A 12,223-nucleotide genomic window follows, 5' to 3' on the forward strand; every position below is an offset into this window, starting at 1 on the left:
GTCAATGTTTGATTAGAAGTTTTACAAAGTGCTAAATTTAGGCGATTTTTTGAGTAGTCTGTACAACCATAGTGTTAATATTGAAACTATAATAAGCACTGCAGCCATTGCGTACCAAGTTATGTCATAACCAAAACTTTCGGCAAGATTCATTCCTCCATTATGTCCCACCATATGAGATATTGAGAAGCTCATACTATATAAGCCCATGTAGTTGCCTTTTCTTCCTTTAGGTGCCATTTCTAATGCAAGTGCGCTAGAAAAAGGTGAGCCCACCATTTCACCAATGGTCATTAATAACATACCAACTACAAGTACGCCACTCCAGCTTGTTAAGTTTACAACTAGAAAGCTTAACATAATAAATATGCCTCCCCAAAAAGTTGCCATCGTTTTTGATATTTTTATACGTTCTAACCAGGCTACAAGAGGCATTTCAAAGATTACAATCATAGCGCCGTTTAAAAACATAAGCCATCCTATGGTGTCTTCATTTAAAAAATGATCTTCAGAATAATAGAGAGGCATGACACTAAAATATTGTACAAAAGTGATGCTTGTTAAAACCATTATGATAAAAAATAATACAAAATAGGTATTGCGGTAGGGTGGAAGGCCTTCTTTTTTTATAATTATCACTGGTTCATCAATTGTGGCTTTTTTTGGTTTTAATAATATGAATAATAATATTGCTGCAGCGGCACATGTTATACCATCTATCCAGAATAATGATGTATAGCTTATGTGAGCAATAATTAATCCTCCTATTACTGGGCCTATTGAAAAGCCTAAGTTTATTGCAAGTCGTATTAGAGCTATGCTTCTTGTTTTATTTCCTTCTTTACTATAAACATCACTTGCTACAAAGATGGCGGGTCTGTAGGCATCTGCCACTAATATGAGTGAAAATATACCTATACAAAAACCGTAAAAAGTATCAATATATTGTAATAAGAAAAATCCAACTCCTCCAAGAAATAGACTTCCAGTAATAACTTTGTAAAACCCTATGCTGTCTGTCAATTTTCCTCCTATCCAAGTGCCAGCAAATGAGCCAATACCAAAACACGTCATGATTATACCTACCTCTGGCTTTGTAAATCCTTTATCGGTGACTAAATACAATGATAAAAAAGGGATAACCATTGCTCCTGCGCGATTAATAAAGGTTACTAATGAAAGCAACCAGATTTCTTTAGACAGCCCTTCAAAGTTGGCTATATAATTTCTATAAAATTTTTTCATTTTTGGTTGATGAGTTGGTATATAAAAATAAAACGTCCCAGTGAATACTGGGACGTTTATACATTGAAATATCTTATTATAGGATTGTCAATACGCAAAAGCCCAGTGTTGATATCCATAGACATACACTCTTATTTGGGTTAGAATAGTGTTATTGCGTTTCATTAAATTTGTTTTAAGTAGTAAAGCTAATAAAATTTATTGAATAATTAATCTACAATTCTTTTAAGAGCTTTGGCAAGTTTATAGCCTGCAGTATAATAGGCTTTATTCATTCTTAAAAAAGAAGGTCCACCTCCTTCTCCGTCATCTTTTTTACTATTGTAAGTACCCATTGCTCTTTTTATTTGAGTTGTAGAAAGTAGTAAATTAGGTTTCTCATTTTTTATAAATTCAATATCAAGAGTGACTTTAGAGGGACGGTCGATAATTTCGATATCATACCCAAAATACATCCAAGCTACAGTAACCTTCATTGTATAATCTGTACCACTTTTATCAATTACAAAGAATGGTGGATTTTTGTATTCACTTAGTTTTTTGTTTAAAACAGATATAAAGGTTACGGGATAAAGGTCTCTTTTTGAATTGTAAAACTTATAAAGCCACTCTTTAAAATAGGGAGCGCCATGTCCATCAGTGATAGCTTCTTTTGCAATTTTTAAAAATTTATCTTCTACTTGTTCAGGACCATCGTATAATGTGTTTTCAAAATTGAATGTTACGTTAATGGTATCAATAGCTTTGAGAAACTGTAGTTCCTTTTTTTCAATAGAAATATGCTGGCAAAATCCTGATGAAGAAATAAAAAAAAGTAAAATTATGTAAATATTGAATCGCATTTTTATTTTCAAAACTACTATTTAAATTAACTATCACAACTACTTTCTATATAAACTCAAAGTATTAAAAATAACGAATCTACAGAAAGTCGTGTAGGTTTTTTCTACGGAAATATTATTGTAATGAAAAATGTATCAAGTATTTAGTATTTCCGAAGCAAAAATGAATCGTTTATTTATGTTTATTAATGATGCGTTTTAATCATAAAAAATAAAAACAATCTAGTGAATGGGACTACAGCTAATTTTTTTTAGAAATTTTAAATAAATTAGCTGTTTTAATAACCCAATATAGCTTATAAAGTTCCAAAACATTTTTGGTCCAGAAAACACTAGAGTATTATAATAAGAATAGACTAGAATAGTTAACAACATCTCTATTTTACTATATTTACTTAAATTAAATAGGAATGAAAAATCTACTTTTAATAATAGGATTAGTATTTACATTGTGTATGCAAGCACAAAGAGAATCACCTGAGTTTCTTGAAGCAGTTTTGTCCCAAGAAGAGTTAAACGCAGAGTTTGCAGATGCCGAGGAAACAATTTTAATTCCAGAAGATTTTAAAAATTTTAAAGAGTTAGAGTTCTATCCCATTGATCTAAAATATAGAGTGACTGCTGCATTTGTAAGAACACCCAAGGAGACACCTTTTTTAATGCCAACAACAACCGATAGGTTGCCAGAATATGTAAAATACGGAGAAGCACATTTTGAATTAGATGGAAAAAAACTACGACTAAATCTTTATCAAAGTGTACCCCCAATGACAGAACCTGAATATATAGATTACCTATTTTTACCATTTACAGATTTTACTAGTGGAGATGGTAGTTACGGTGGTGGTCGTTTTATTGACGCTCGTATTCCAGAAGGACAGATAATTATAATAGATTTTAATAAGGCATATAATCCTTATTGTGCTTATAATAGTAATTATTCTTGTCCTATTCCGCCACGAGAAAATGATTTACTAGTTAGGATCGAAGCAGGAGTGAAAGATTTTGGCAAACATAACTAAGCAATTACCTTAGATACCCAAACCCCTACACTTATAGCAAGAATGCCAAGCGCAATACTCCCTAGGGTATATCCTAAAAATGCGGTATAATTTCCAGATTTTAGAAGTTCAAAATTCTCAAATGCAAATGCAGAAAATGTTGTAAAACCACCACAAAAACCTGTAGCTAGTAATAACAGTAAAGCGTTAGATAATGTGTGGTTTTTAAGTAGTTCTCCAAGCAAAATTCCTATTATAAAACTACCTAAAACATTTACTAGTAACGTACCGTAAGGAATCGTTGATGTATTACTTGAAAAGTAACTGCCTACAATATAGCGCAAACTACTCCCTAAACCTCCACCTATAAATACGAGTAGTAGTTGTTTCATAATTATTTAAAAGAAGTTTAATTTATACTTCTCTGCTCATCAATATTTTCAATTACAGGCATGTAAACTTGCGTAACCCATTCGGCGGGGTTTTTAATTTCAGTAGGGTCTGTAGGATATACTTCAAACATTTTTGCAGTAGGGTGTGCAATAAAACCGTTTTTTGCAATGTATTCTGCACCTTTAGCATAAGCTTCTGGTAGGTTTTTATAATCACCTTTAAGCGTAGTTTTTATTGCTGTAATAGGATCCATGTATCCAGATATTGCAGGGCTTCCGTCTGGTGTAAAAACTTTTTCTCTAGTAGGGATTCCAGCACTAAAAATTACAGTACCAGCAACCTCGTCAATTTGATTATAAATTGTAAAGGGTTTTCCTGCCATAGGTATATTATTAGTTTCCATATATCCCATTACCTCTCCCATTAATTGTCCCATTTTAACACTAATGTCTCCCATCGTGGAAGATGCAGTTGCGTACATGTAAAAACCACCTCCATATTGAGTAACCCCATCAACGTTAATTTCGTATTGTTGCATATCCTTAGCAACTGCAGTTGCAATTCCTTCAAGACCTTGCTTATTCATTTCATGCATTTGAGCTTTAAAATCCATCCCGCTAATAGTATAGTAAGCCTTATCTATTAATGTGTGCTCTCCTTTCATTCCCCATGTTACTTTTGTTCCTTCGGGCACTTCTTCAAAAGTCCAATATACTTTTGGATTTCGTTCTCCAGCTGGAGTTTGTAACGTTAAGTTTTGTTGAATTTCACTATTAGGAATCACTTTTGTCGTTGTCATGCTTCCGCTCATTTCGCCATCCCAAGAATAGGAAGCACCTTCACCGCTAGTTTTCTCAGCATAAGTAAATGTCATTGTAGGATCTTCTGTTTTCCAAGGTCCCCAATTTTCCCATGTTTTATATTCATTGACTTTGTTAAAAATAACTTCGGTAGGGGCGTTGATTATTTTTGTGTCACTAATATCATAATCACCGTCCATGGTTCCAAAATAAATGGCACCACCAATAAGTACTATTAGAATTAAAAAGAAAAGGTATTTTAAAATTTTCATGAGCAGGGAGTTGGTTTAGGCGTTAAAGATACTAAAAATTGGAATGTAGCATAGATAATTTAAAAGGTCGGTTTTTTTTTGATTCATTTAAATTTTATAAATACTATGTGTGGTAAAAGGAACAAATAACTTCAGAAATATAACAGATTAAACATTTCTAATAAAAAAAATATTATGGTGAATATGTTTAATTAATAACTAGTGTAATGGATGTTTTAAATTTCCGAAGAAACTTGAAAAAATCTTTTTATTTAATTAGAAAAAAGTGACTTCACCTTACTAGTGCAAAGTGAGTAACTCCTTATAATGATTGGATATTTTTGTTACATTTGTGTAAACTAAAAATGTACCAATGAAAAATACGCTATTACTTGCTACCGTGTGTAGTTCTATGCTTTTCTTCTCTTGTGATAATAAGGTGAAAGAAGATAAGGTTGAAACAGCAAAAGTTGAAAAAACAGATGCGTTTGATTATAATGTAACCCAGTTTGAGGATATTAAAATACTTCGATATCAAATTCCGGGATGGGAAAATTTAACGTTGAAGGAGCAGAAATTAGTGTATTATTTAACACAAGCAGGTCTTGCTGGGCGTGATATTATGTGGGATCAAAACTACCGTCACAATCTGGAAATCCGTACTGCACTTGAAAAAATATATACTACTTATAATGGAGATAAATCTAGTGATGACTGGAACAATTTTGAATCTTACATGAAACGTGTTTGGTTTGCAAATGGTATTCACCATCATTACTCAAATGATAAAATGAAGCCTGCTTTCTCCGCAGAATATCTTAACACATTGTTGAGCGCTACAGGAGCAACACTAGAAGGTGAAGCTTTTGACGTGTTGTTTAATGATAAAGACAGCAAAAAAGTAAACCAAGCAAAGGGTGTTGATAATGTTAAAATGAGTGCTGTTAACTTTTATGGGCCTAATGTAGGGAATGCAGATGTAGAGAAATTTTATAAGGCTAAAAAATCTCCAAATCCAGATAAGCCGCTTTCTTTTGGTTTAAATAGCCAATTAGTAAAAGAAAATGGAGTTTTAAAAGAGCGCGTGTACAAATCTGGTGGTCTTTACGGAAGTGCTATTGATGAGATTGTAAAATGGTTAGAAAAAGCACAAGGTGTTGCAGAAAATCAAGCACAAGGTGATGCTTTAGGCTTACTTATTAAGTATTATAATACTGGTGATTTACAAACGTGGGATGATTATAACGTAGCTTGGACTGCGGCTACTGAAGGTAATATTGATTATATAAATAGTTTTATTGAAGTATATAATGACCCACTAGGTTATAGAGGTTCTTATGAAACTATTGTTCAAATTAAGGATTTTGATATGTCACAAAAAATGGCAGTTTTAAGTGAAAATGCGCAATGGTTTGAAGATAATTCTCCTTTGATGGATGAGCATAAAAAGAAAAATGTTGTAGGGGTAACTTATAAAGTAGTTAATGTTGCTGGAGAGGCTGGTGATGCATCGCCAAGTACACCTATAGGGGTAAATTTACCTAATGCAAACTGGATAAGAGCGTCTGTAGGTAGTAAAAGTGTTTCACTAGGAAATGTGATAAACGCTTATAATAATGCTGGCAGTTCTGGAAGATTAAAAGAGTTTGTAAATAGCGAAGAAGAATATGAGCTTGAAAAAGAATATGGTCAACTAGGAGATAAATTGCATACTGCATTGCATGAAGTAATTGGGCATGCATCTGGACAATTAAATCCAGGGGTAGGAGAAACAAAAGAAACGTTGAAAAATTATGCTTCAACACTCGAAGAAGGTAGAGCAGACCTTGTGGGATTATATTATTTATATAACCCTAAATTACAAGAACTAGGTCTAGTAGAAGACTGGAAAAAAGTAGGGACTGCTGCATATGATGGATATATTAGAAATGGGTTAATGACTCAATTAATTCGTTTAAACTTAGGTGATGAGGTAGAAGAAGCGCACATGCGAAATAGACAATGGGTATCTGCTTGGGCTTTTGAAAAAGGACAGAAGGATAATGTAATTGAGAAAATAAATAAAGATGGAAAAACTTCATTTAAGATTAATGACTATGAAAAATTACATGATCTTTTTGGCGAGTTATTGCGTGAAACACAACGTATAAAAAGTGAGGGTGATTACGCTGCCGTAGAAGCTCTTGTTGAAGGGTATGGAGTAAAAGTTGATCAAAAATTACATGCCGAAATTTTAGAACGTAATAAGCAGTTTACATCAGCACCATATAGTGGTTTTGTAAATCCTGTGCTTACTCCTCAAATGGATGATAATGATGAGATTACAGGTTTTGAGGTTGTACAACCTGAGAGCTTTGAGGCACAAATGCTTATGTATTCTAAAAATTATAGCAATCTTCCTATTAAAAATTAATACTGAAATTTTAAATAAATGAAAGCCCCAATTTTATTGAAAATTGGGGCTTTTTGTTTTGTATAATAATAGGGCTTGACTTTGAGTTTAAGGGGCGATCATAAAGTATTATTCGAAATCGTATTTTTTTTCAAGAGCATACCGCAATAACTCACCTTTTCCTTTTAATCCAAGCTTTCTAATCATGTTTTTTCGATGTTTCTCTACTGTAGAAACAGAAGTAAATCTAGTTGCTGCAATCTCGCTTGAAGCTTTTCCATATCCAATTAATTTAAGAATTTCGGTTTCACTTTTTGATAAAATAGATTTTTTTGCTGAAGTGACCGAACCCTCCGTGATGAGTGAAAGATTAATCGATGAGTCAAAATAAGTTCCTCCAGCGTGTACCGTTTTAATAGCTAGTAATAGCTGTTCTAAAGGAGAGTTCTTTAAAAGATAGCCACTTGCTCCAGCTTTAATCATATTACTAATAGCTTCGTCTTGATCAAACATACTAAAAGCAATAACTTTAATCCCAGGGTATTTTTTTTTGATAATTTTTGTAGCAGCAATGCCATCAATTTTTGGCATTTTAATATCTGTAAGTATTACCTGTGGCTGTTCTTTATCAACAATATCAATAAGTGCTTCTCCATCGTTAGCAATACCAATTATAGAAAAATTTTCATCATATTTTATTAGGAGTTCAATCCCATCAATTAAGGACTGGTGGTCTTCAGCAATAGCGACTGTAATCATAGAGCGTTTTGTTAGTCTTTATTGAGGAGGTAAATAGTGTTGCTAAGGTAAAAATAATTCCTTAAAATTTAGTACCCACTATTGGGTATTTTGCTCTACTGGAATATCAATAATAATTGTTGTTCCTTTTCCAAGGCTGCTATCAATTTCAAAAGTTCCATCAATATGTTCAATTCTTTTTTCAATATTTTCAAGACCCATACCAGTTGAATTTATGAGTTTTCTCTCTTCGGAAATTCCAATTCCATTATCCTCAATTATTATATTAATAATACCTTCATGTTGTGTTATAGCAATAGAAGCTTCCGAAGCTTTTGAGTGCTTGATAATATTAGTAACTAATTCTTGAATAACTCTAAACAACATAATCTCTAGCGTATTTTCAATTCGGTTTTCAAGACCAAAATCTGAAACTTCAATGTTTAATTTTCCATTAATACTTGCGTTTCTGGCTAGTTTTTGTACTGCTGGTAATAATCCATTTTTAGCGATGACACCACTATTGTTTATGTGTGATATATTTCTAATTTTACTATAAGCATCAGCAAGAAGGAAACTGGTTTTTTCATAAAGTTCATCAGTAATATTACTTTTAGCTCTATTTCTTTTTAAATGTTCAAATTGAAGTTTAGCAGCCGCGAGTGTTGCTCCTACATTATCATGTAGATCTCCAGCAAGTCGTTGCCTCTCTTTTTCCTGCCCTTCAATCATAGCATCAATAGTTGTCAGCTCTTGTTCTTTTAATAAACGCTCAATTTTTTGAATTTCGATTTCTTTTTCTTGCTCAGCTATACGTTGTTTTCGCTTTGTGTTAAGATTAATTAAGACAGCTATAAAACTTCCAAGTACTAGAAGACCACCTAATGCTATAAGAAAATATTCTTGTTTTTTATTTTCTTGTTCAGAGAGTAGGAGTTGTTTTTCTTTCTCGGCTGTTTCAAGTTCTACTTGTAATTGATTAATATCTTGTTGATTTTCTTTAAAATTGAGATGATGCTCAAAAATTATTGATTTCTCTAAAAAATTATAGGCTTGCTCGTATTCACCAATTACAGAGAGTACTTTCATTGCGCCAAACCTATAATAACTGTATGCAGCTCTAGTGCTATCAAGTTCATTAAACTGGGATTTACTTAGACTTAAATATTTAGTAGCTTCTTTTGCATTATTATTCGTGGCATTCAAAGACGCTAATTCAAGGTGGGCATAAAATTTAGATAGTTTTGTATAGTTAGTAGTTGGTAATGCTAATAATTTATTCGCATATTTAATTAAACTATCTTGTTTGTTCGTTTCTCTAAAATATACCATTAGTAAATCATATACGTTACTTTCCCAATTTTTAGAGAAATTACAAGTGTTTAAAATTTTATTCAATTTTTTTGCTGTCGGAATAAATTTTAAAGCCTCCTCTCGCGTTGATTGCCCAAAAAAGAGAGTTTCAAAATAAATAACTATTGTAGCATCTTGACACGTTTCAGAAATTGATTCTAATATTTCAAGATATTTTAACTGCCTTATACTATTAGGTGTTTTTTGTAAAGAATAGAGTTGAAGTATGTTGCTAATAATTAATTTTTGGAAAGCTTTATTGTTATTAGCACTTGCTATTTTTAATGCATTATTGAAAGAATTTAAAGATTTACTTTGATCATTTCCATAATACATATTATAGTAGCCTTGTACGATTTCAGTAAATAGAGGAGTGTATGGATGCGGTTTATTTTTATGTGTAATTTTATCTAAGGCTATTGAATCTATTTTCTTGTTTGAGCCTCTGTTTTTTATAATGTTATTTAACTCTTCTAAAGTTATCCTTAAATCTTTGTCCTCAAGTTGATCAATTAATTTTTGAGATTTATTAAAATCAAGAAGGTAAATATGTTTTGAGATATTTTCAATCTCATGAGAAAGCTGCCCTAAAACAATTAAAGGACAGCTTATCAAAATTATTAAAATATTTTTTTTAAGTAAGTTCATTATTTTAAAACTAAATGAAAGCTGGATTCTCTGCAGATAATACCTGGTCCAGTTTCATTGAATAAAGATTCATTTATATTTTTAACATCAATGCCTTGAGTTTCAGCTTTTGGTATTTCCCTAATATTACGTACAATATATTTTGCTCCATCTCTGTAATAAAATTCACTATCAAAAACACCATTAGTAATTGGGCTTCCTTCTAGGCTTCCAGAAATAGGGATTAACTCACGTTCTGCTCTAAGATAATACGGATCAGTTATTTTGATGGTATTCTTAGGCGTTACGAGAGATCTATATTCTGTTAATGGACTAGATTCTGTTTCAGAAATTTGTTCATCACCACAAACCACAGCTCTTATATAAAATTTAATATTAATGTAAGAATCTTGTCCAGATGTTTGAAGAGTTACTTCTGTTTCGTGCTTTGTTGAAAATCCAAGATTTAAAATTCCTTTGTAGTTGTAGAGTTTTGTATCAATTTTTTTAATAATTGATTTATTTCCGTCTTTTTCTAAAGAAAATTTACCAAATATGGCAAAGTTTGTTCCATACAGTGAACTTGTTAGTAATAATTGATAGCCCGTATTTGTTATTAATTTGAGGCTGCTAAAATTGTCTTTAAATTCTGACATAATAATTATTTATTTAATTGGTTAATAATATTTTCTATATTTAATACCCCCGCTCCATAGCGTTTTGCATTTTGTCCTTTAAATCTAGGTTTTAAATGTTTAGTCAAATAAATTTTTAATTCATTCACTGTAATATTTTTATTTTTCCCTTTAATTAGGGCAATAACAGCAGCAACTTGAGGCGCTGCTGAAGAAGTATTTGAAAAATAAAGAAAATCATCATGATCTAGTGGTGGATCACAAATAACACAATCTGTCCCAGGTAAATCTAGAGACACAACTTTATACCCCACCGCAGACAAAAGTATATTTTCACCTTCCTTTGAGTTTTTAAGTGGTTTGTTTTTTTGATCTACAGCTCCAACTACAATAACATTTTTTATTTTTCTAATAAAATCTAGTTCAGAAATTTCACCTGCAATTTTATTTCCCGCAGAAAAAACAAGAGGGATTCCCTTGTGACTTGCTGTATTTGTTGTTATTTTATTAATTAATTTTCTAATTATTTCTGATTGGCTAAATTTAGTTTCAAGACTACAACTTATAACGTCTACTTTTAATTCCTTAGTAAATGCTGCGTCATAAAGAGCTCGATAAAGAAAAAAAATGCATGAAATATTATCTTGAATAATTTTTAATGGTACAATTTTACAACCAGCTGCAATTCCATTAATGCCTAAATCATTGCTTTTTTGTGCACCTATTATGCCTGCGCACATAGTGCCATGCCAATCATTGAAATTAAATTTGGGCTCAATCTTATCTTCAACATAGTCGTATCCAGAGGATGAGTCTAATGCTTTTTTTAGATATGGATGGTTATAAACACCATCATCTATAATACCTATTTTAATACTTGGATCACCTATTAATTCCTCGGAGTGGATTCTTTGTATGGCGTCAAACAATTTATTTCCTTCTAATATTAAAGGAACATTATTTACCTTCCCTATATAATTTTCTAATAAATATCTAAAGGGGTAACTCAGTTTAGCTAAATTTAATTCACTTGTTACACCTTTAATTAATGCAAATGTTTTTTGGGCGCGCTCTAAATCATGATTATTTTTAAATTTTAATACTGTAACGTTGCCCCATTTCATTAAAATTTTGCCTTGATAATCATCTGTGATTTTTTTTAATTTAGCCTCGCTAATTTTACTATCATAATGCACTAAGAGTGTACAATTGTATGATTGATATGGAATATTATTTAACCAATAAACTTTGCCTATCCTTTTTGATTCAAATTTATAGTCTGGAAATTCTCGACTATTTTTTTTTAAGGCTAAATATGCTTTATTACTTAATTTATTTTTAATAATAAAGTTATTTTCTATGTAACGCCTTATTTGTTTATTGCTTATTACATCATTTTTGAGAATTGAATCACTTACAGATACTATATAGGCATTGTTGTGTGTGTTAAATTCAACATTTATATATGCCCCTTTGTCTTCATCAAAGTACTTATGACTGTAGTTTTTTGGCATATTTGTTTATTAATAATAGCAAAGTTTAAGTGGTTTTAACAAAAATCAATATTTTTTTTTCTACATAGAATACCCACTATTGGGGATATTTAAATGATTAATGATAGGGAATGCTAAAAAAATTCGGGTTTTAATTGTTATACCCAAGTTAGGTTAAAATTTAAAATTTAGCAATTTGCAAGAGATTCTATTTTATTGTAGCCAAAGAAAATAAAATTAATTTTTTAGTAAAGACTTTACAAAAATTAAGACACCTACGAAAATCAAAAAACCAATTAAAACCCAAAAGCTATCCTTATAATATTTTTTATGTAATCTTATATCTTTACGATAGCTATATGTAATGGCTGCTATAAAAGCAATAACAAAAAAAAGAGCAAACATCCATTGACCAGTACTGAACATAATTGTGTAGTTTTATAAACACAAAAA

General features: G+C 31.3%; 10 protein-coding genes. 2 read left to right on the top strand and 8 right to left on the bottom strand.

Translation table 11 applies throughout. From position 1 onward, the window contains the following. Positions 1-21 precede the first annotated feature (21 nt). Positions 22-1,245 carry an MDR family MFS transporter gene (locus tag GB234_RS06270; RefSeq protein WP_151893648.1) on the bottom strand — a complete coding sequence of 408 codons (1,224 nt, stop codon included), beginning with the start codon at positions 1,243-1,245 and terminating at the stop codon, positions 22-24. A gap of 209 nt (positions 1,246-1,454) precedes the next feature. Continuing rightward, on the bottom strand, positions 1,455-2,087 hold the full coding sequence (locus GB234_RS06275; protein ID WP_151893649.1) for a hypothetical protein: 633 nt from the start codon (positions 2,085-2,087) through the stop codon (positions 1,455-1,457). A gap of 410 nt (positions 2,088-2,497) precedes the next feature. On the opposite strand from GB234_RS06275, the gene GB234_RS06280 reads away from it, so the two are divergent. Continuing rightward, positions 2,498-3,109 (top strand): DUF1684 domain-containing protein, encoded by a 612-nt coding sequence (locus tag GB234_RS06280; RefSeq protein ID WP_151893650.1) that lies wholly within the window; start codon positions 2,498-2,500, stop codon positions 3,107-3,109. Here the strand turns inward: GB234_RS06280 and crcB are convergent. Continuing rightward, positions 3,106-3,480, bottom strand: coding sequence for a fluoride efflux transporter CrcB (gene crcB, locus GB234_RS06285; RefSeq protein WP_151893651.1), 375 nt, complete (start codon positions 3,478-3,480; stop codon positions 3,106-3,108). The genes GB234_RS06280 and crcB overlap by 4 nt on opposite strands. 17 nt (positions 3,481-3,497) lie before the next feature. After that, positions 3,498-4,553: an SRPBCC family protein gene (locus GB234_RS06290; RefSeq protein WP_151893652.1), complete on the bottom strand. Its 1,056-nt coding sequence runs from the start codon at positions 4,551-4,553 to the stop codon at positions 3,498-3,500. Between the two features lie 352 nt (positions 4,554-4,905). On the opposite strand from GB234_RS06290, the gene GB234_RS06295 reads away from it, so the two are divergent. Then, a complete protein-coding gene (locus GB234_RS06295; protein ID WP_151893653.1) occupies positions 4,906-6,945 on the top strand; it encodes a dipeptidyl-peptidase 3 family protein in 2,040 nt (679 codons plus the stop codon). Between the two features lie 108 nt (positions 6,946-7,053). Here the strand turns inward: GB234_RS06295 and GB234_RS06300 are convergent, their stop codons facing one another. From GB234_RS06300 to GB234_RS06315, 4 genes are all read right to left on the bottom strand, one after another. After that, positions 7,054-7,683 carry a response regulator transcription factor gene (locus GB234_RS06300; RefSeq protein ID WP_151893654.1) on the bottom strand — a complete coding sequence of 210 codons (630 nt, stop codon included), beginning with the start codon at positions 7,681-7,683 and terminating at the stop codon, positions 7,054-7,056. A gap of 78 nt (positions 7,684-7,761) precedes the next feature. Further along, entirely contained in the window at positions 7,762-9,663 is a 1,902-nt protein-coding gene (locus GB234_RS06305; RefSeq protein ID WP_151893655.1) for a sensor histidine kinase, read from the bottom strand. Beyond that, positions 9,663-10,298, bottom strand: coding sequence for a hypothetical protein (locus tag GB234_RS06310; RefSeq protein ID WP_151893656.1), 636 nt, complete (start codon positions 10,296-10,298; stop codon positions 9,663-9,665). The genes GB234_RS06305 and GB234_RS06310 overlap by 1 nt, the downstream gene beginning before the upstream one ends. 5 nt (positions 10,299-10,303) lie before the next feature. Then, complete coding sequence (locus tag GB234_RS06315) at positions 10,304-11,791, bottom strand: S8 family peptidase (RefSeq protein WP_151893657.1); 1,488 nt, start codon at positions 11,789-11,791, stop codon at positions 10,304-10,306. Positions 11,792-12,223 lie beyond the last annotated feature (432 nt).

The sequence above is a fragment of the Patiriisocius marinistellae genome, assembly GCF_009014635.1.
In the GTDB taxonomy this organism is placed as follows: domain Bacteria; phylum Bacteroidota; class Bacteroidia; order Flavobacteriales; family Flavobacteriaceae; genus Patiriisocius; species Patiriisocius marinistellae.

Coding starts and splice junctions, on each gene's coding strand:
- GB234_RS06270 (WP_151893648.1), bottom strand. CDS start 1,245: ATGAAAAAATTTTATAGAAATTATATAGCCAACTTTGAAGGGCTGTCT.
- GB234_RS06275 (WP_151893649.1), bottom strand. CDS start 2,087: ATGCGATTCAATATTTACATAATTTTACTTTTTTTTATTTCTTCATCA.
- GB234_RS06280 (WP_151893650.1), top strand. CDS start 2,498: ATGAAAAATCTACTTTTAATAATAGGATTAGTATTTACATTGTGTATG.
- crcB (WP_151893651.1), bottom strand. CDS start 3,480: ATGAAACAACTACTACTCGTATTTATAGGTGGAGGTTTAGGGAGTAGT.
- GB234_RS06290 (WP_151893652.1), bottom strand. CDS start 4,553: ATGAAAATTTTAAAATACCTTTTCTTTTTAATTCTAATAGTACTTATT.
- GB234_RS06295 (WP_151893653.1), top strand. CDS start 4,906: ATGAAAAATACGCTATTACTTGCTACCGTGTGTAGTTCTATGCTTTTC.
- GB234_RS06300 (WP_151893654.1), bottom strand. CDS start 7,683: ATGATTACAGTCGCTATTGCTGAAGACCACCAGTCCTTAATTGATGGG.
- GB234_RS06305 (WP_151893655.1), bottom strand. CDS start 9,663: ATGAACTTACTTAAAAAAAATATTTTAATAATTTTGATAAGCTGTCCT.
- GB234_RS06310 (WP_151893656.1), bottom strand. CDS start 10,298: ATGTCAGAATTTAAAGACAATTTTAGCAGCCTCAAATTAATAACAAAT.
- GB234_RS06315 (WP_151893657.1), bottom strand. CDS start 11,791: ATGCCAAAAAACTACAGTCATAAGTACTTTGATGAAGACAAAGGGGCA.